This window comes from Shimia biformata, from assembly GCF_016888515.1.
Classification (GTDB): Bacteria; Pseudomonadota; Alphaproteobacteria; order Rhodobacterales; family Rhodobacteraceae; genus Shimia_A; species Shimia_A biformata.
Genome location: NZ_JAFEJK010000001.1, coordinates 2,382,217 through 2,401,644, shown reverse-complemented (window position 1 = coordinate 2,401,644; position 19,428 = coordinate 2,382,217). Strand labels below are relative to the sequence as shown.

The window sequence follows — 19,428 nt, the reverse complement described above, 5'->3', positions numbered from 1 at the left end:
GCATGACCGATCTTTGGAGCGGACTGGCACAGGCGTTCTGGCTTGTGGTGACGCTGGATGCGGAACTGGTCGAGATTTCGGCCCGGTCGCTTCAGGTGTCGCTGACCGCGCTTGTCATCGCCTCGCTGATTGCCATGCCGCTGGCGGCGCTTCTGGCAGTGCGGCGGTTCCGCTGGCGTCGCGGCGTGATCGCCATCCTGAACGCGCTGATGGGCCTGCCGCCGGTCGTGGTCGGGCTGGTGGTCTACGTGATGCTGTCACGCTCGGGGCCGCTGGGGGTACTGGGGCTGTTGTTCACGCCTGCGGCGATGATTATTGCCCAGATCATCATCGTCGTGCCCCTGATCGCCAGTATCGCGCATCAGTCGCTGCGCGATCTCTGGCAGGAATATCACGACCTTCTGATCTCGATGAACGTGTCGCAATGGCAGAAGATGAAAACGCTGTTGTGGGATGCCCGCCGCGCCCTTCTGACCGCGTCCCTTGCCGGGTTTGGCCGTGCCATCGGCGAGGTCGGCGCGATCATGATCGTCGGCGGCAATATCGACCACGCCACCCGTGTCCTGACCACCGCCATCGCGCTTGAGACCGGCAAGGGCGATTTCGCGCTGGCGCTGGCGCTTGGCTTCGTGCTGATCGGGCTGGCGATCGCGGTGAACCTTGCCATCCACTGGCTGAGCCGCACCGAGCGGGAGGGCCGCTGGTGACCGAGCTGTTCCCCCTCAAGGTGCGTGGCGCCGCCACCGCGCGGCGCGGCAAGATGCTGGTCGGGCCGGTGGACCTTGACCTGTGCGGGCAGAAAGCCTGCGTGGTGATCGGGCCAAACGGGTCGGGCAAGACCTCGCTCTTGCGGCTGCTGCACGGGGCGGCGCGGCTGCATCGCGGTACGATCACATGGGCCTGTCCCACCGATGAGGCCCGCCACCACCAAAGCTTCGTGTTCCAGCGGCCGGTGATGCTGCGCCGCTCGGTGTTGGACAATATCGCGTATCCGCTTCTGGTGCATGGGGTGAAGAAACCCGCCGCGCTGGACGCTGCCCGCGACTGGGCCGGGCGGGTCGGGCTGACCGAGATGCTGCGCCGACCGGCCACGGTCCTGTCGGGTGGGGAACAGCAGAAACTGGCGCTGGCGCGGGCTCTTGTGACCCGTCCCAAGGTGCTGTTTCTGGATGAACCCTGCGCCGCGCTCGATGGCCGCGCCATGCGCGAGATCGAGGCGATCCTGACCGATGCCAAAACCGCCGGAACCAAGCTGATTATGACCACCCACGACATGGGGCAGGCACGCCGCCTCGCCGATGAGGTGGTGTTCCTTCTTGGCGGTCTGGTGCATGAAACCGGACCGGCCACCACGTTTTTTGACCACCCCGAAACGCCCGAAGCGCGGGCCTTTCTGAACGGAGATATTGTAGAATGATCAAACGCTTACTGGCAGGTGTTCTAGTGGCCGGACTTGCGACTGCAGCGCATGCAGGGGACGTGATGAAAATGGCCGTCACCACCTCGTTCCACAATTCCGGGCTGGCCGAGGTGCTGCTGCCCGAGATCAAGGCCGATCTCGACCTCGAGGTGCAGCTTCTGGTCGTGGGCACGGGGCAGGCGCTGAAGCTGGGCCGCGCCGGGGACGTGGATGCTATCCTTGTGCATTCAAAGGCCGCGGAAGAGGCATTTGTCGCCGAAGGCTTCGGCACCCACCGCCGCGAGATCATGTATAACGACTTTGTCTTCATCGGCCCCAAGGACGACCCCGCCGACCTCGGCGCGGCGACCACCGCCAGCGACGCCCTGCAAAAGATCGCGGGCGCCAAGGCCGTTTTTGTCAGCCGCGGCGACGACAGTGGCACCCACAAGAAAGAACTCAGCCTGTGGCGCGCGGCGGGGATCGCCGAGGACGGGTTCGGCGACTGGTACAAATCCGTCGGCGCCGGCATGGGCGCGGCGCTGAACACGGCCTCGGGCATCCACGGCTATATCCTGTCCGACCGCGCCAGCTGGCTCAATTTCGGCAACAAGGGCGACCTGGCGCTGTTGTTCGCGGGCGATCCGGTGCTGTTCAACCAATATGCCTATCTGCCGGTGAACCCGGAAAAGCATGGCCACGTGAAGGCCGGTCTTGCAGAGAAACTGGAAGGCTGGCTGGTCTCTGACCGTGCCAAGGCACTGATCAACGGCTACATGATCGACGGCGAAACGCTGTTTGTCTTCAACGCGGAGTAGCGGCAAGGGAGTTGCGGCGGGTGTCGGTGTCTGGTTTTGGGGCAGAGTGACCGGGGTACAGGGGCGGCACCTGGCGCGATGGGGCGCTGACTTTCGCGGTGGGGATGAGGGGCAGCAATGCGGGACAAAGATGTAATACGCCACCGCACAACCGATGGCGGTATTCGGTTGACAGCAAATACAGCCAAAAAAGGCCGACAAAGCCGATTTTCAATTCAGCTACTTATAGCGGCTTGCGAAGCCGCATGCCGAGAGTTCGATATCAGAAAAAGCGGCCGCCGCACCGCTATCTAGGATTGCTGAACTGTAAAGGTATCCAGAATGCTTGGCGTCAGGCCGATTTTGGAAAAAACGACCTTTAGGATCAATCATCAGATATGTTTTTAGCATATCGAAGTTGTCCTCGACACGCATGATAGAACGGTACGGCGAGTGGAAATCGACAAAGCGCGCGAATTCTTCATCCGACACGACTCCTGCGTCTGTTACCATCGGAAGTACGCGCAAAACCTTCCACTTTTCTGGATTCAATGAATCAAGCATCGGTGAGAGGTCCGCCGCGTAATTTGCGTCACTGACAACCGTGTTTATCTTGAACTTCATCGATGGATACAGTGCCCGTGTACGATCGATCGCATCGGATAGGGTCCGTAGGTCTAGAAGCCGGCCACGACGATCCACACGCCCAATTGCATGATTTGTTGACGCGTCGACTGCATCAATACTCAAACCCAGCCACTCAAGATGTGGTGCCAACGCGTACAGCGTCTTCTGATCTAGCCTGCTACCATTTGTGATGATCGATACGTCGAAATCGAGCTTTTTGGCTGTGCGGATTGCATGAAGCAGGGAAGGTATATCAAGTAGTGGTTCGCCACCTGCAAAGTTCATCCGAACCCGTTTCCAACTTAGGACAGACCTGAGAGGATTTGAATGGTTGGATGGAGAAAAAAATGCCCTCAATTCCTTCAGCAAAGCCTCAGTTGCCTTGTCGTTTCGAATCAAATCTCGCGTAGCTTTCTGATTACTCCATTTGGCGTAGCAGTAAGCACACCGATAGTTGCATGCCTCATTCACATGCCAGTTAATTACTAGTTGGTCGATATCGACCGGGGTATGGACAGAAGTGGTTTCCAACTGATCAAGTATCGTTGATTGTTCGGATAACATCGCTTTTCGCCACCTTCATAATGATTGCACTTAAATTTGCGACTTGATCGCCTATTCCACTTAAGGAGGTAATCACACCATGCAATATCGCTGTTGAAAAAATCTGTTCTGTCAGCGAATGCCGCGACTTAGCTAAATAGTAAGTTCAGCGACATATCCCTGCTGCAAATACGAATTGCAGCAATGTCCGGCAGTAACGCAGACATTGTAGGTGGTGGATGGATAGAAACTTTGGTCCCAAAGCTTTGAGGCCAATTTATCAGTTTTCCGATACTAGACACTCGCTGCGATGCAGAACGTTGACGCATTGGGCTCCAAGCTGCCATTCGCCGCATTATGCCTCAATGACCGCAATGGCCTCCAAAACGCCCGTTGCGAGGATCAGACCGAGCGGCGGCTATGTTCCCCACAACCAACCACCCCCCCCTCTACTCATCCACCGAGCCATGCACCGCGAACTGGTCCAGACCCGCGTCTTGCGGTTGGATGACGCGATAGGCTTCGCGCACCCCGGCCTCGGTCAGTTCGCGGGACACGGTCAGGATGGTGTTCTGGTCATGGTCGTCACACAGTTCGACCATCTGGGCGATTTCCTCTTGCGCGACGGGCCGGGCGGCCTCGACTGAAGGGGCGCCGTAATAGGTCACGAAATGCTGCGCCAGAAGGTCGGTCAGCGCGGCCACCTCGGACGGTTCGATCTGCATCACGCCGACAAAGGTCACACGCCCGCCGGTTTCAAGCCCGAACCAGCCATTGGCAAAGGCCTGCCGCGCCTTGCCGGTGACGTCGGCCTCGGTCCAGTTCGAGAACTCGAACCCGCCCGAAATGCACCATTCCCCGGTCCGGGCGGGGGTGGCAAAGACAAAGGTGTCGCTTTCGTCGAAATGCACGGCACGGGCCAGGTTCATGGGGTGTCCTCCATCACTGTGGTCAGCGGGATCAGGTGGGTTTCTCCGGCGTCATCGCGCAACAGCATGCCAAAATCCTCATCGACCCCAAGGAAGGTGCCGGTCAGGTCGCCGCGCTGCGCGGCCTCGCCGATGCCATGCGCCAGCCCGCGCCATTCGGCGTGCAGGGGGCGGGTGCCTTCGTCTTCCCAGCGGGTGATCCAGTTCAGCGTATGCCGCGCCCAGGCCTCCAGCAGGGCAGGCGGCGCGACCTCTGCGCAGCCTTCGGCAAACAGCGCGGTCTGGTCGGGTGTGTGGCCCATGTCCCCGGTCGGGGGCAGCAGGGGCAGGGTGAAGCCGATCAGCAACCAGTCTGGCACCGCGTCGGGGTCATTGTCCGACGCCGCGGCCTGAAACCGTCCGCAGGACGCGCCGTTGATGCGAATGCCGCCGTCCCATTCCAGATGGACCGCGACCTCGGGCGGGGCCAGCGCACCAAGCGCGTTCTGGAAGCCGACACCGCAGAGCGGCAGCATCGCCATCGCCTGTCGCAGCGGCACCTCGGGGGCAAAGACCAGCGCCGCCTGCATCTCGGCCGGGTCAAGACGATAGGCGATCAGCCCCGCGTCACAGCCCAGTGCCGCCCGCATCGCGCCATGTTCCATCGCGTCCGTCGGCGCGGCTTCACCATACATCAGTGGCGGGAAAGTGGGCGTTTCGCTCATGCGACCTCTGCTTCGACCAGTTTCGCGGCAAGGGCCTGAAACGCCTTTGCCTGTGTGCTGTCCGGGGCGCTGACCGTGATCGGCGCGCCGCCATCTGCCGCCAGCCGGGTCTGAAGGTCAAGAGGCAGTTCCGCCAGCAAAGGCACGCCCAGCTTTTCAGCCTCGCGCGCAACACCGCCATGGCCAAAGACATGCTCCTCGTGGCCGCAATTCGAGCAGACATGAGTCGACATGTTCTCGATCATGCCGATGATCGGCACGTTCAACTGCTTGAACATGTCGATCCCCTTGCGGGCATCCAACAACGCGATGTCCTGAGGGGTCGAGACCACCACCGCCCCGTCGATCTGCGCCTTCTGGCAGAGCGTCAGCTGCACGTCGCCCGTGCCCGGCGGCAGGTCGACCAGCAGCACGTCCAAAGCGCCCCATTGAACCTGCATCATCATCTGTTGCAGCGCCCCCATCAGCATCGGCCCGCGCCAGACTACGGCCTGATCTTCGTTCGTCATCAGGCCAATCGACATCATCGTGACGCCATGATTCCGCATCGGCAGGATGGTCTTGCCATCGGGCGACGCTGGCCGCCCCGACACCCCCAGCATGCGGGGCTGGCTGGGGCCATAGACGTCGGCGTCCAACAAGCCAACACGCCGCCCCGCCTGCGCCAGCGCGCAGGCAAGGTTCGCCGCCACGGTGGATTTGCCGACACCGCCCTTGCCGCTGGCAATGGCGATCACATGGGCGACGCCGGGGATTTTCTCGGGGCCTTTCGGCTGGGCCGGGCGGCTGGGTTTCAGGTCGGGCGGGGCCTTGTCGCTGTGGCCGGTCATCACAACCGAGACGCTGTCGACACCGTCAAGCGCCGCGATCAGCGCCTCGGCCTTGTCCTTGAGCGGGGTGAAGGCGGCTGCGTGTTGCGGTGCGATCTCCATGACGAAGCGCACCGCCGCGCCCTCGACGTTCAGCGCCCGCACGACGCCGGACGACACGATATCGCCGCCCGCGACCGGGTCGGCAATGGATTTCAGGGCGTCGAGTACCTGTTCGCGGGTTGCCACCGGGTCAGTCTCCCTTGATCTCGCCTTTGACCTCGTGGGTCATTCCCAGTTCCTCGATCGTGACAACCGCCTTGATCGCATAGGATTTGCCGCCGGTTTCTGCCCCGCGCAGCGCCTCTTCTATGGCCTGCTGCGAGGTCACACCGACCTGTTTCAGGAACTTGCGCATCGACATGTTGAAATCGTCGCTCATGATCTACCTCTTTTGCTTCAATTGACGGAACCCCGCGCTGCTGACTAGGCTTGGGGCATGGATTTCCTGCGTGGCATTCTTGTCTGTCTGCTGTTCGTGCTTGGCCCCGGCGCGGCGGTTGCCGACGACCGGCTGGTGCGCCTCAGCGCGCCTGATGTGCTGGTTCAGACCGGGGTTCTGAAATTCATCCTGCCGCGATTTACCCTGAAAAATCAAGTGCGTGTGCAACTGGTCGACGACCCGGAAAGCGCCGATGTGGTGCTGGGCGACGACGGCCGCGCGCTGTTTCACGGCGCAGGGCAGACGTGGCATATGGCGCTGCGCAATCCCGATCATCCGGGGGTGCGGAAACTGGCTGACTGGCTGACCTCGGAGGTGGGCCAGCGCACCGTGATGGGCTTTGCCCCCGAGGGCGCGGCCCTGTTCGGACCGCCCGAAACCAGCGCGGAAAAGACGGTTGCGCTGACATTTGACGGCGATCCCGCGCTGGGGCATGTCGTGTCGCGCCAGAAGTGCATCCGCTGCCACAGCGTCGACGATGAAAGCCGCATGTCGGGCATCGGCTCGACCCCCAGTTTCGCTGTTCTGCGTAGCCTGCCCGACTGGGAGGAACGCTTTGCCGTCTTTTACGCGCTGAACCCGCACCCGTCCTTCACCCTGATCCAGGACGTGACCCCGCCCTTTCCCGCAGACCGCCCGTCGCCGATCCATCCCGTCACCATGACGCTCGATGAGGTTGAGGCCGTGCTTGCCTATGTCGCCGGGATGGACCCGGCCAATCTGGGGGCGCCGCTGATCCATCAGTGATCGCGCCGCTTCGAAAGGTAGTCCTCGGTGGTGCGCGGGCGCGGACGCTCACCGCCCTGGAACGGGTTGTCGGTGGCGTGGAACTGGGCGTTGACGCGGCAGTCGTCGCACATCTGGATCATGCGCAGCTTGTCCTCTCCGGCGAACATCGAATGGCTGCGCAGTTTTTCGGTGATCCGGTCAATGGTGGATTTGACCCCGAACGGCGTGCCGCATTCGACGCATTCAAAGGGTTCTTCCTCGTTCAGCACCTGCTGAGACAACGCCGCTTCGGTCAGGTCCAGCCGGGGTTCGAGAGCAATCGCGTCCTCGGGGCAGATCTTGGCGCAGAGGCCGCATTGCAGGCAGGCATCCTCCTGGAACCGCAGCTGCGGCGCGTCCGGGTTGTCGCCAAGTGCCCCCGACGGGCAGAGCGACACGCAGCTGAGGCAGAGGGTGCAGGTCTCGGTATTGACCAGCACCGCGCCATAGGGCGCGCCGTCGGGCAGGGGCAGGGTTTGTGCTTCCGGGTGCAGCGCGCGGGCCGCCTGCCGGGTGATCTGGCGGCGCGTGCCGATGGGCCGCACCGGGCTGGTGATGGGGGCGGGGGCGGTTTCGTCATAAAGGGCGTCCGACAGCGCATCCGGGTCATCCAGATCAAGGATATGGACCGTCCCAGTGCCGCCGATGGCGGCGGCCAGCGCGACCTCAGCCGCCAGCGCGTCGCGGTCCGTGCCCGGCCCCGGCATGACCGAGACCGAGGCAAACCCGGCCCCCAGCGTCGCCACGATCTCGGCATGGCCAAAGGCACCGACGGCGGGCATCTCAAGCGGGATCACATCCGCCGGAAGGCCGCGCCCGTGGCGGGCCGCCAGCCGGATCATCTCGGTCCCATGTGCATTGTGCACAAACAGGCGCGGCGCGGTGCCGCCCGCGTCGAGATAGGCCCGTGCCAATGTCTGAACCCGCCGCATGGTCAGATCGACCGCCGGCGCGTCATAGGAGATCGCCCCCGAGGGGCAGACCGCGGAACAGGCGCCACAGCCAGCGCAGACCATCGGGTCCACCGTGACGTGGTCGCCACTGGGCGATATTGCCCCCGTCGGGCACAGGCTCAGGCAGCGGTCGCACCCGGTCTGCTCAGCGCGGGAATGGGCGCAGAGAAGCGGCTCGATTCGGACATAAAGCGGTTTCTCGAAGGTGCCGACAAGGTGGCTTGCCGCCAGCACCGCCGCCGAAACCGCCGCCGGGTGGCCGGGATCGGCGCGCAGGTAACCTTCGCGCTTTTCATGGGCGGGAAACAGCGGCGTGGCGCGGCGCAGATCAAGGATAAGATCGCACTCCGAGCGCCCGCCATCACGCGGTTCTGACAGGGTGAAACCGCCGCGCCCGCCGGGTTCGACCTGGCGCAGCGCGTCGATCACGACCTCGAACTGCCCCAGCGCGCCAGACGCCTTGCGCAGGTTTCCGACAACCACGTCGTAATCGCGGGTGTCGGGCAGATCGTCGGCGGTTTCCAACAGCACCGTGACGCCCAGGTGATCCTTCAGCGCATCGGCCGCCGCCAGCGCCACATCCGCCGCCCCAAGGATCAGGCAAAGCCCCTCGGAAATCACATCGACGGTCTTTTCCGCGTCGGCAGGAAGCATGGCCTCGGCGATCAGGGCGGACATTTTGGGTAGTGTCGGGGCCTGATCCGCGGTCCATCCGGCCCGGTCGCGCAGGTCGATCAGGGCGGGGGCTGGGCGGTCCAACTCATCGGCCAGGGCCTCGAAAACGCGCCCCTCCTGGGTGCAACAAAAAATCGCGTCTTCCTGTTCAAGTGCCGCCGCCGCGCGGTCGATCTGGGTGGTGCAGAGCGCCGAACAGGGGGGCGGAACGTCAAGCCCGGTGGCCTTTGCCAACCCGTCGGCGTCGATGCTCTGACTTCCAGAACAGTCACATGTTATCAACGACTTGGCCATGGCCTCCCCCTGTCCATACGGCGAAATTCTGCGCCCCGGCACCGGGGCGTTTCGCATGATGCTAGACATGATTCGAGGGGGCCGACAACCGGTTTTGCCCGGCGCAAGGTCGCCGCGCGGGGGTCGGTTTTGCCGCGAATCGACGGGATGATTCGGAAGTTGTGACGTCACGTCATTTCCGAGTAAAAAGGTCAAAATGGACAATTCGTCCCTGCGCCGTTTGTCGGACCGGTCGCTTTGCCCAATTTGTCCCGCTTTTGCCGATCTATGCGGCAGCGTGCAAAAACTCCTTCCCCGACGGCAACAGGTGGCCCATCCTGATTGCAAGAGGGAGAAGACGACTTGATCCACAATCCCGAGATGTACCGCACAATGCCGATCGGTGTTGTCCTGCGTCGCGCCCCCGGTGTGACGCGATGGGTGCCTTGGGTCTGGACCGCGACGGGCATTCTGCCCGGTGCCGGACCAGCCGAGTGGCACGAGTTGCGGCGCGATGGCGACACGGTCGAATATCACGCCGCCACCCTGACGCTGGAATTGCACGGTGCCGAGACCGAGGCCTATCTGCACGGGCTGTCTGCCGAGGTGCCCAGCCTCTACGTCGTGATGCGCGAGACCGGTGGCGACGACCCGCTGGACGTGGTGCTTGTCACGGCCTCACCCTATGAGGCGCAGGATTACACCGACAGCGGCGAAGAGATCGTCGAGAAGGTCGCCATGCCCGCCGGGCTGGTTGCCTGGGTGCATGAGTTTATCGAAGAGTTCCACCAGGACGAGGTCTTTGTGAAGCGCAAGCGCGACAAGAAGCGCATCGACCTTGTGCAGGATGGCATCGGCGACCCCCGCATCGGCAAGGCGGCGGATATCTATGCCTCGCCCAGCCTCAAGCGGAGGCGGTTGCAATGAGCGATTGCAGGAAAAGTGGGCACCGGTTTTCCGTCCGCAATCGCGGAGGTCAGTCATGAATGATTTCTGGTCCCGCCGCAAAGCCGCAGTCGAGGCCGAGGCCGCTGACGCTGAACGTGTGCGGCTTGAGGTCGAACAGGCCGCCGAGGAACAGGCGCTGGCCGAACGTAGCGACGCGGACCTGCTGGCCGAGGCCGGATTGCCCGACCCGGACACGCTGGACAGTGCCGAACAGGTGCAGGAATTCCTGAAATCCGCCCTACCGCAACGTCTGAAAACGCGCGCGCTGCGGCGGCTTTGGGGGTTGAACCCGGTACTGGCCAATGTCGACGGGCTGGTTGACTATGGCGAAGATTTCACCGACGCCGCCACCGTGGTCGAGAACCTGCAGACCGTTTACCAGGTCGGGAAAGGCATGCTCAGCGCCTTTGTCGAGGATGAGCCCTCCGAGACAGAGCCGGAAACAGAGCCTGAGGCAGAGGTCGAAGACGCAACCGAGGCCGATGTGCCGCAGGAAGAAGCAGCGCCGGTTTTGGCCGACACAGTGACCCCGGACCCCGATGCGGACGCACCCGCCGAAGCAATCCCCGAACCCGAGTTTGAGGGCGAACCCGCATTGCCCGCCGTGGCCGCTGGCCGCCGGATGCGCTTTCGTTTTGACACCGCCGAAGGACTGACATGACAACTGCCACCGATATCAAGATCGCCGAAGAAGACCGCCTGAGGGCCGATCTCTATAATTTTCTCGGGCTGATCCTGTCCGGCCCGCCTGACCAGATGCTTCTGGACCAGACCGCCGGGCTGTCGGGCGACGACAGCGACCTTGGGCAGGCGATCGGGGTGCTGGCGAAACTGGCCAGGGTGTCGAAGCCGAAGACGGTGGAAAGCGAGTTCAACCGGCTGTTCATCGGACTGGGCCGGGGGGAGCTGTTGCCCTATGCCAGCTACTACCTGACCGGGTTCCTGAACGAAAAGCCGCTGGCGACGCTGCGCCAGGACATGGCCGCGCGCGGTCTGGCGCGGGCGGAAAACGTGTTTGAGCCCGAGGACAACATCGCCAGCCTGATGGAAATGATGGCGGCCATGATCGTCGGGCGATTTGGCCCGCCTGCGGACCTTTCGACCCAGAAGACCTTTTACAACCGGCATATCGGCCCCTGGGCCAGCCATTTCTTTTCCGATCTCGAAGCTGCTGAAAACTCTGTCTTTTTCGCGCCTGTGGGCACGGTGGGGCGGGTTTTCATGCAAATCGAGGCGGAAGCGTTCCGTTTGAGTAACGAGTGATTTTTCCGGGTGCGGGATGTCCCCGCGCCCCAACCGGCGGGAGACCGCCACATGAGAGGAGGAGCTTTCATGAAAAAGGAAGAAGGCGCCACGCGCCGCGACTTCCTGAAACTGGCAGGAACGGCTGCCCCCGCTGCGGCCGTGGCCGTGGCGACCTCGGCCACCACGGCCGAAGCATCCGAGCCTGACCTGACATCGGACAAGATGCAGGACACCGCCCATACGCGGGCCTATTTCGCCTCGGCGAAATTCTAAGACGATGGCACGGCCCGGACCCGGGCCCTGTGAACCGACCGAAGGCGACTGGTTGCGTGACGCCCGACTGCCATGAGGTCTGAGCCATAACCAAGCAAGCAAGGCTTTCGCCGGGCGAGCAAGGGAGAGAGAAACATGTTGAGGAAAAAGACCAACGGGGTTGCGAGACGCCCCCAGCGGGATTCGATCCTTTCCGAGGTGGCAAACACCTCGGTTGACCGCCGCGCGTTCCTGCGCGGATCCGGTCTGGCCATCGGGGGCCTGGCGGCGGTCGCCGCGACAGGTGGCACCGTGACCCAGGCCAATGCCGCGTCCGGCACATCGGGCGCGATTGAATTGAAAAAGTCGGTCTGCACCCACTGCTCGGTCGGCTGTACCGTGGTTGCCGAAGTGTCGAACGGCGTCTGGGTCGGGCAGGAACCCGGCTGGGACAGCCCGTTCAACCTGGGTGCCCATTGCGCCAAGGGTGCCTCGGTGCGCGAACACGCCCACGGCGAGCGCCGCCTCAAGTACCCGATGAAGAAAGAGGGTGGCGAGTGGAAGCGCATCAGCTGGGAACAGGCGATCAACGAGATCGGCGACGGCATGATGAAGATCCGGGACGAAAGCGGCCCGGACAGCGTCTATTGGCTGGGGTCGGCCAAGCATTCGAACGAACAGGCCTATCTGTTCCGCAAGTTCGCTGCCTACTGGGGCACGAACAACGTCGATCACCAGGCGCGGATCTGTCACTCGACCACGGTTGCGGGTGTGGCGAACACATGGGGCTACGGCGCCATGACCAACAGCTACAATGACATCCACAACTCGAAGGCCATCTTCATCATCGGCGGCAACCCGGCCGAGGCGCACCCCGTCTCGCTGTTGCACGTTCTGCGCGCGAAAGAGCAGAACAACGCGCCGCTGATCGTCTGCGACCCGCGGTTCACCCGCACCGCAGCCCATGCCGACGAATATGTGCGCTTCCGTCCCGGGACGGATGTGGCCCTGGTCTGGGGCATCCTGTGGCACATCTTCGAAAACGGCTGGGAGGACAAAGAGTTCATCCGCACCCGTGTCTGGGGCATGGACCAGATCCGCGAGGAAGTGGCCCACTGGACCCCGGAAGAGGTCGAGCGCGTCACCGGCACGCCGGGTGAACAGCTGCGCCGCGTGGCCCGTACCATGGCCAACAACCGCCCCGGCACCGTGATCTGGTGCATGGGTGGCACGCAGCACACCAACGGCAACAACAACACCCGGGCTTACTGCATCCTTCAGCTTGCGCTGGGGAACATGGGCACCTCGGGTGGTGGCACCAACATCTTCCGCGGCCACGACAACGTGCAGGGCGCAACCGACCTTGGCGTTCTCAGCCACACCCTGCCGGGCTATTACGGCCTGTCGGCCGGGGCATGGGCGCATTGGGCGCGTGTCTGGGAAGAAGATGCCGAGTGGCTGTCGGGCCAGTTTGCCAAGGTCACCGGCGCCGATGGCAAGGAGAAGTCGCTTCAGAACCTGACGGGGATCCCGGTCAGCCGCTGGATCGACGGCGTGCTGGAAGACCCCGAGAACATGGACAACCCCGACAAGGTCCGGGCGATGGTTCTCTGGGGACATGCGCCGAACTCGCAAACCCGCATGGTCGAGATGAAGAAGGCCATGGAAATGCTGGACATGCTGGTCGTGATCGACCCGTATCCCACCGTTTCCGCCGTGCTTCAGGATCGCACCGACGGCGTCTATCTGCTGCCGGCGGCGACCCAGTTCGAGACCTATGGCTCGGTCACCGCATCGAACCGCTCGTTCCAGTGGCGCGAGAAAGTGGTTGAGCCGCTGTTTGAAAGCAAACCCGATCACGAGATCATGGGCATGTTTGCAAACAAGTTCGGCTGGGCCGACAGGTTCTTCCGCAACATCGAGATGGACGACGAGAACACGCCGAACGTCGAAAGCGTCACGCGTGAGTTCAACAAGGGACTGTGGACCATCGGCTATACGGGTCAAAGCCCGGAACGGCTGAAGCTGCACATGGCGAACCAGCACACCTTTGACCGCACCACGCTGCGCGCCAATGGTGGTCCAGCGGATGGCGACTATTACGGTCTGCCGTGGCCCTGCTGGGGCACGCCAGAGATGGGGCATCCGGGCACGCCGAACCTCTATGACATGTCCAAACCCGTCGCCGAAGGCGGCCTGACCTTCCGTGCCCGGTTCGGGGTGGAACGTGATGGCGACAACCTTCTGGCCGATGGCGTCTATTCGGTGGGGTCGGAAATCCAGGACGGATATCCCGAGTTCACCATGCAGATGCTGATGGACCTGGGCTGGGACGGCGATCTCACGGCCGAGGAACGCGCCGCCATCGACGCGGTTGCGGGGCCCAAGACCAACTGGAAGACCGACCTTTCGGGCGGCATCCAGCGGGTTGCGATCAAGCATGGCTGTGCGCCGTTTGGCAATGCCAAGGCCCGCGCCGTCGTGTGGACCTTCCCCGATCCGATCCCCAAACACCGCGAGCCGCTCTATACGCCGCGACGTGACCTGGTGGCCGACTATCCGACCTATGAGGACCGGAAGTTCTATCGTCTGCCGACGATGTATGCCTCGATCCAGAAGCAGGATTTCAGCAAGGACTATCCGATCATCCTGACATCCGGTCGTCTGGTCGAATACGAGGGCGGCGGGGATGAAACCCGGTCGAACCCGTGGCTGGCCGAGCTGCAACAGGACATGTTCGTCGAGATCAACCCGCGCGACGCCAACAACCTTGGCATCCGTGACGGGTCACAGGTCTGGGTCGAAGGTCCCGAAGGCGGCAAGGTCAAGGTCAAGGCGATGCTGACCGAAAGGGTGGGCGAAGGCGTTGCCTTCATGCCCTTCCACTTCGGCGGGCATTTCCAGGGCGAGGACCTGAGGTCGAAATATCCGACCGGGGCCGATCCCTATGTCCTGGGTGAATCGACCAACACCGCCCAGACCTACGGCTATGACTCAGTGACCCAGATGCAGGAGACAAAGACGACTCTCTGCAAAATCTGGTCGGCGTAAGGAGGAAAGAGAATGGCTAGAGCAAAGTTTCTCTGCGACGCCGAGCGCTGCATCGAGTGCAACGCCTGCGTCACGGCCTGCAAGAACGAACACGAGGTTCCGTGGGGGATCAACCGCCGTCGCGTGGTGACCCTGAATGACGGCAAACCCGGTGAGCGTTCCTTGTCGGTGGCCTGCATGCACTGTTCGGATGCGCCCTGCATGGCGGTCTGTCCGGTCGATTGCTTCTATCAGAACGAGGAAGGCATCGTTCTGCACAGCAAAGACCTGTGCATCGGGTGCGGTTATTGCTTCTACGCGTGCCCGTTTGGTGCGCCGCAATACCCGCAGGCCGGCAACTTCGGGTCCCGTGGCAAGATGGACAAGTGTACCTTCTGCGCCGGTGGCCCGGAAGAGAACCACAGCAACGCTGAGTTCTCGAAATACGGCCGCAACCGGATCGCGGAAGGCAAGCTGCCGATCTGCGCCGAGATGTGTTCCACCAAGGCCCTGCTTGCCGGTGATGGCGATGTCGTGTCGGCCATCTACCGCGAGCGTGTCGTTGCCCGTGGCTTCGGCTCGGGCGCGTGGGGCTGGGGCACGGCCTACGATCAGAAAGGCGGGTAACTCCGCCGTGGCGGGGCGGCGACCGATCGCCCCGCCATTTCTCATTTTCATGACTGCCCGGGCGGACCGTCGCGGGCGGTGCCAAATTGACGCTTAGTTGGGGGATGACCCATGCTGCGCCATTTCATGGCCCTTCTTACATTGCTCCTGTTGAGTGCGCCGGGCCTTGTGCCTGTTGCCGCCCATGCTCAGGGGGCTGACACGCCGGCGATTGACCGCTCTGCCACAGGCGGGGCGCAGACGCTGGAAGACATCATGCGCCGCCAGCGCGGTGAAACCATCGACGACAGTTTCCGCTCGGACAACATCGGCGGCAACGCGGTGATGGCGCCGGGGCTTGGTCCCCTTGGCGGGGCCTCGGACCCGGAACTGTGGCGTGCATTGCGCTATAACAAGGCCGATGTCACCGTCAGTACCGGCGACGATGTCGGCAAGGTTCTGATGACCGATGGCGGCCTGAAATGGCTGACCTGGCGCGAGGGCCGCTTGCAGATCTGGGGCTTCTGGATGGTGGTCGGCACCGCTGGTGGTCTTCTGGCGTTTTTCCTTCTGCGCGGCCGCATCCGCATCGACGGGGAACTGACGGGCCGCACCGTCACCCGCTTCAAGGCCATTGAACGCTTTGGTCACTGGCTTCTGGGTATTTCGTTTCTTGTTCTCGGGGCGACAGGTCTGTTCGTGCTGTTTGGCCGCAAATACCTGGCCCCGGTGCTGGGCAAAGAGTTCAACGCCAACCTTCTGGCCTTTTCCAAGGTCGTGCATAACAACGTGGCCTGGGCCTTCATGCTGGGGCTGATCATGGTCTTCGTGATGTGGGTTGTTCACAACATCCCCAACCGCAGCGACATCACCTGGCTCAGGCAGTACGGCGGCATCATCGGCAGCGCGCACCCACCCGCCAAAAAGTTCAACGCCGGGCAGAAGATGATCTTCTGGTCCGTCGTGATCTTTGGCGCGGTGATCTCGATCACCGGCTTGTCGCTTCTGTTCCCCTACCGTTTCGTGTTCCTGGCCGATGTCTATGCCCTGATGAACGACTGGGGCCTGATGGCGCTGGTGGGGCTGGAAGAGCGGTTCGACATGACCGCGCAGGAGCAGATGCAGATGGCGCAGGCCTGGCACGCAATGGCGGCCTTCATCCTGATGATGATCGTCACCGCGCATGTCTATATCGGCTCGATCGGCATGGAGGGCGCCTTTGATGCCATGGGCACCGGCGAGGTGGACGAGGCATGGGCGCATCAGCACCACTCGATCTGGCTGGACGAGGTGAAGGCGGCAGAGGCGGGCAAGACCGGCGAAGCCAAACCCTCGGACGCCACACCCGCCGAATGACACGTCTGTCGGCGCTTCTGATCCTTGCTGCGTCGTCGCTGACGGCGCAGGAGTTCACCACGCTGAAAGGGCATGGCGGGCCGATCATGGGCGTCGCGGTGTCCCCGTCGGGACAAGTGGCAACCGCCAGCTTCGACAATTCCGTCGGCCTGTGGTCGGGCCGCGATCCGCGCTGGCTTGAGGGCCACGCGGCGGCGGTGACGGTGGTGGGGTTCACGACCCAAGGTATCCCGGTCAGCGGCGGCGATGATTTCGCGGTCCGGCTGTGGGGCGATCACCCCCGCGAACTTGGCCGGCACAAGGGCAAGGTCACGGCGCTGGCCCCGTCGCCCGATGGCGCGGTTCTGGCCAGCGGCAGCTGGGATGGGGCGATCCACCTCTGGCCGCTGGCAGATGGCAGCGCCGCGTCGCTGGCTTCGCCGGGTGCAGGGGTGAACGCGCTGGCCTATGATGGCGCGGGGCGGCTGTTTGCGGGCACATCCAATGGCGCGCTGCTGCGCTATGACAGCCCCGCATCAACGCCGTTCCCGCTGGTCAAACACGGTTTCGGGGTCAACACGCTGGCCCTTGGCGATGGCTGGGTCGCTTATGGTGCGGTCGATGGCGGCACCCGTGTCGTCGATGCCGAGACCGGCGCACAGATCGCCGATTTCACCCTGGACCGCCGTCCGATCCTTGCCATGGCGTACGACGCGGAGACCGCGCGGCTGGCGGTTGGGGACGGGCAGGGGTTCATCATGGTGATCGACACCGTCACCTGGTCCATCACCCATGACTTCCGCGCCGCCCGCGAAGGCCCGGTCTGGGCGCTGGCGTTTTCCCCCGATGGCGAGACGATCTATGCCGGGGGGCTGGATGACGTCGCCTATGCCTGGCCGGTCGCCCTGCTGGACGCGTTCGCCCCCGGCATCGAGGGCCAGCGGTCGTTCCTGCGCGATGCCGGCACCATGCCGAATGGCGAGCGTCAGTTCATGCGCAAATGCTCGATCTGCCACGCGCTGGACGATGGCCCGTCGCGCAAGGCGGGACCAAACCTGCACGGGCTGTTCGGACGACGCGCGGGCACGGTGCGGGGCTATGGTTATTCGCCAATCCTGCAAGGCTCTGATATCATCTGGGACGAACGTTCTGTCGATGCACTTTTCCACGTCGGACCGGATAATTTCATTCCCGGTTCGAAAATGCCGATGCAGGTCATCAGCGGGGCACAGGACCGTGCCGACCTGATTGCCTTTCTGAAAACCGCAACGCAACAAGACACGCAAGAAGGGGAGTGATCCCGGATATGAAGACCATTTTCGCTGGGTTTGCCGCCATGATCGTGATCGCCCTGGGCGCCGGATACGCGCTGGACAGGGCGGGTTTTTCAACCGCAGAACAAAGCGCCGGAGAGAACGTTCGGCTGGACTAGCGACAGGCTTGCGGTAAAACACCACCATGACCCAATCAGATGAATACGGCGGCACGCTGGCCGGCGCGTCGATCCTGGTGATCGACGACGAACCGGGGATGCGCAATTTCCTGACCAAGATCCTGGGACCGCGCGTCAAGCGGGTCGAACAGGCCGGGTCGCCGCAAGAGGCGTCGCAGCGGCTGGATGACGCCCATTTCGACCTTGTGATCCTGGACAATATCATGCCGGGGGGAACGGGGCTTGACTGGGTGGCAGAACAACGCCGCAAGGGGTTCTTTGCCGACACGATCCTGATCACCGCCTATGCCGACCTTGAAACCGCGATTGCCGCGCTGCGCGCCGGGGTCAGCGATTTCGTGCTGAAACCGTTTCGCGCCAACCAGATCCTTGGCGCGGTGGCGCGCACGCTGGATCGCAAATACCTGCGCCGCGACAACGTCCTTCTGCGCCGCGAACTTTACAGCGAGGTCGACCGGGGCCAGCTTCTGGGCACCTCCGAGGCCCTTTCGGAAGTGCGCAACATGCTGGCGCGTCTTGCGCCGCTGCCGACCCATGTGCTGTTCACCGGCGCCAGCGGAACCGGCAAGGAACTGGCTGCGCGCCAGATGCACCAGCTGTCCGATCGCGCCGAAAAGCCCTTTGTCGCGGTCAATTGCGCGGCCATGGCCCCGGACCGGATCGCCACCGAACTCTTCGGCGTGGTCGAGGCCGACGACCGCCTGAAACCGGGCCTGTTGCTGCTGGCGGATGGCGGCACCCTGTTCCTGGACGAGATCGCGCAGATGCCGGACCAGCTTCAGGCCGCGCTGCTGCGGGTGCTTGAGGACAAGAAGGTGCGCCCGGTCGGGGCGGAACGTGAAATCCCGCTGGATCTGCGCTTCCTCTTTGCCACCAATGCCGATCTGGACAAGGCAATGGACGAAGGCCGCTTCCGCGCCGACCTTTACCACCGCATCAACGTGGTCAAGATCGAGATGCCGCCGTTGTCGAGCCGCTCGGAAGACATCGTCGAACTGGCGTCGTTCTTCATGGCGCGGTTCTCGCGGATGCTGGGCATGCCCGCGCTGGAGTTGGACGAGGATTCGCTTCTCAAACTGCGCCGCTATGACTGGCCGGGCAATGTGCGCGAGTTGAAGAACATGATCGAACGCTCTGTAATCCTTGGAGAATTCCCGGAAGAATTCGCCGGGTCAGGCAGCGTGACCGGCGCGCGTGCGATCGAGGACCTCGACCTGGTGGTGCAGCGCCACATCATGCATGTGCTGGACAATTGCGACGGCAACCGCGCCGAAGCCGCCCGGCGGCTTGGCGTGTCGCGCAAGACCATCGACCGGAAAATGGCCGTCTGGGGCAGCTGACGTGACGGGCCGCCGACCGATTGCGCTGTGCGTTCCCCGCCAAATGCCTTGACTTCGAACGCGATATGCCCCACATGGCCCCTGTCGCTGCGCTGCCGCGTGAGTATGCCCGGCCCCGAGGAGAGGCCGACAGCGACCCAATCCACCAGTTCCCCATCACGCAGGGTTCGATGACAACACGGCCGGACAGTCGGGACACGCCCGTCTGAGCCCGAGGCCGCATGAACCCCGTTTGTGGCG

The 19,428-nt window shown here is 63.2% G+C and carries 20 protein-coding genes; 14 read left to right on the top strand and 6 right to left on the bottom strand.

Annotated features, from left to right (window positions below; translation table 11 throughout):
* The first annotated feature begins 2 nt into the window (after positions 1-2).
* From JQ863_RS11750 to JQ863_RS11740, 3 genes are read left to right on the top strand one after another with little or no spacing between them, the layout of a single operon-like run.
* Complete coding sequence (locus JQ863_RS11750; RefSeq protein WP_204114451.1) at positions 3-707, top strand: ABC transporter permease; 705 nt, start codon at positions 3-5, stop codon at positions 705-707.
* The gene (locus JQ863_RS11745) at positions 704-1,417 is read left to right on the top strand and encodes an ATP-binding cassette domain-containing protein (protein WP_338055518.1); all 714 of its coding nucleotides are present in this window, start codon (positions 704-706) and stop codon (positions 1,415-1,417) included. The genes JQ863_RS11750 and JQ863_RS11745 overlap by 4 nt, the downstream gene beginning before the upstream one ends.
* Positions 1,414-2,217: an ABC transporter substrate-binding protein gene (locus JQ863_RS11740; protein WP_239113269.1), complete on the top strand. Its 804-nt coding sequence runs from the start codon at positions 1,414-1,416 to the stop codon at positions 2,215-2,217. The genes JQ863_RS11745 and JQ863_RS11740 overlap by 4 nt, the downstream gene beginning before the upstream one ends.
* Before the next feature lie 219 nt (positions 2,218-2,436).
* On the opposite strand, the gene JQ863_RS11735 is transcribed toward JQ863_RS11740, so the two are convergent.
* The 5 genes from JQ863_RS11735 to JQ863_RS11715 form a co-directional block, all read right to left on the bottom strand.
* The gene (locus JQ863_RS11735; RefSeq protein WP_204114450.1) at positions 2,437-3,387 is read right to left on the bottom strand and encodes a viperin family antiviral radical SAM protein; all 951 of its coding nucleotides are present in this window, start codon (positions 3,385-3,387) and stop codon (positions 2,437-2,439) included.
* A gap of 428 nt (positions 3,388-3,815) precedes the next feature.
* Positions 3,816-4,295 (bottom strand): DUF6505 family protein, encoded by a 480-nt coding sequence (locus JQ863_RS11730; RefSeq protein ID WP_204114449.1) that lies wholly within the window; start codon positions 4,293-4,295, stop codon positions 3,816-3,818.
* Positions 4,292-4,999, bottom strand: a complete 708-nt coding sequence (locus tag JQ863_RS11725) for a biotin/lipoate--protein ligase family protein (protein WP_204114448.1) — start codon at positions 4,997-4,999, stop codon at positions 4,292-4,294. Before JQ863_RS11725 ends, JQ863_RS11730 begins: the two co-directional genes overlap by 4 nt.
* Positions 4,996-6,057, bottom strand: a complete 1,062-nt coding sequence (locus JQ863_RS11720) for a P-loop NTPase (RefSeq protein ID WP_204114447.1) — start codon at positions 6,055-6,057, stop codon at positions 4,996-4,998. The genes JQ863_RS11725 and JQ863_RS11720 overlap by 4 nt, the downstream gene beginning before the upstream one ends.
* 4 nt (positions 6,058-6,061) lie before the next feature.
* A complete protein-coding gene (locus JQ863_RS11715) occupies positions 6,062-6,250 on the bottom strand; it encodes a DUF6494 family protein (protein WP_204114446.1) in 189 nt (62 codons plus the stop codon).
* A gap of 57 nt (positions 6,251-6,307) precedes the next feature.
* Between JQ863_RS11715 and JQ863_RS11710 the strand changes: the two genes are divergently transcribed.
* Complete coding sequence (locus JQ863_RS11710) at positions 6,308-7,057, top strand: hypothetical protein (RefSeq protein WP_204114445.1); 750 nt, start codon at positions 6,308-6,310, stop codon at positions 7,055-7,057.
* On the opposite strand, the gene JQ863_RS11705 is transcribed toward JQ863_RS11710, so the two are convergent.
* The gene (locus tag JQ863_RS11705) at positions 7,051-9,000 is read right to left on the bottom strand and encodes a 4Fe-4S binding protein (RefSeq protein ID WP_204114444.1); all 1,950 of its coding nucleotides are present in this window, start codon (positions 8,998-9,000) and stop codon (positions 7,051-7,053) included. The two genes, JQ863_RS11710 and JQ863_RS11705, sit on opposite strands and share 7 nt — an antisense overlap.
* Before the next feature lie 372 nt (positions 9,001-9,372).
* Here JQ863_RS11705 and JQ863_RS11700 point away from each other — a divergent pair, with 372 nt between their 5' ends.
* From JQ863_RS11700 to JQ863_RS11660, 10 genes are all read left to right on the top strand, one after another.
* Positions 9,373-9,906, top strand: coding sequence for a DUF3305 domain-containing protein (locus JQ863_RS11700; RefSeq protein ID WP_204115145.1), 534 nt, complete (start codon positions 9,373-9,375; stop codon positions 9,904-9,906).
* A 55-nt stretch (positions 9,907-9,961) separates the two neighbouring features.
* Positions 9,962-10,588 carry a DUF3306 domain-containing protein gene (locus JQ863_RS11695; RefSeq protein ID WP_204114443.1) on the top strand — a complete coding sequence of 209 codons (627 nt, stop codon included), beginning with the start codon at positions 9,962-9,964 and terminating at the stop codon, positions 10,586-10,588.
* On the top strand, positions 10,585-11,190 hold the full coding sequence (locus JQ863_RS11690) for a TorD/DmsD family molecular chaperone (RefSeq protein ID WP_204114442.1): 606 nt from the start codon (positions 10,585-10,587) through the stop codon (positions 11,188-11,190). The genes JQ863_RS11695 and JQ863_RS11690 overlap by 4 nt, the downstream gene beginning before the upstream one ends.
* Before the next feature lie 69 nt (positions 11,191-11,259).
* A complete protein-coding gene (locus JQ863_RS11685) occupies positions 11,260-11,445 on the top strand; it encodes a twin-arginine translocation signal domain-containing protein (protein ID WP_204114441.1) in 186 nt (61 codons plus the stop codon).
* A gap of 135 nt (positions 11,446-11,580) precedes the next feature.
* Complete coding sequence (locus JQ863_RS11680; RefSeq protein ID WP_204114440.1) at positions 11,581-14,475, top strand: formate dehydrogenase subunit alpha; 2,895 nt, start codon at positions 11,581-11,583, stop codon at positions 14,473-14,475.
* Positions 14,476-14,487: 12 nt separating this feature from the next.
* Positions 14,488-15,081 (top strand): formate dehydrogenase FDH3 subunit beta, encoded by a 594-nt coding sequence (gene fdh3B / locus JQ863_RS11675; RefSeq protein WP_204114439.1) that lies wholly within the window; start codon positions 14,488-14,490, stop codon positions 15,079-15,081.
* A 111-nt stretch (positions 15,082-15,192) separates the two neighbouring features.
* Positions 15,193-16,416 carry a formate dehydrogenase subunit gamma gene (locus JQ863_RS11670; protein WP_204114438.1) on the top strand — a complete coding sequence of 408 codons (1,224 nt, stop codon included), beginning with the start codon at positions 15,193-15,195 and terminating at the stop codon, positions 16,414-16,416.
* Positions 16,413-17,693 carry a c-type cytochrome gene (locus tag JQ863_RS11665; protein ID WP_204114437.1) on the top strand — a complete coding sequence of 427 codons (1,281 nt, stop codon included), beginning with the start codon at positions 16,413-16,415 and terminating at the stop codon, positions 17,691-17,693. Before JQ863_RS11670 ends, JQ863_RS11665 begins: the two co-directional genes overlap by 4 nt.
* 8 nt (positions 17,694-17,701) lie before the next feature.
* Complete coding sequence (locus tag JQ863_RS19545) at positions 17,702-17,827, top strand: hypothetical protein (protein ID WP_275411528.1); 126 nt, start codon at positions 17,702-17,704, stop codon at positions 17,825-17,827.
* A gap of 26 nt (positions 17,828-17,853) precedes the next feature.
* Entirely contained in the window at positions 17,854-19,188 is a 1,335-nt protein-coding gene (locus JQ863_RS11660) for a sigma-54-dependent transcriptional regulator (protein ID WP_204114436.1), read from the top strand.
* The last annotated feature ends 240 nt before the right edge of the window (positions 19,189-19,428 follow it).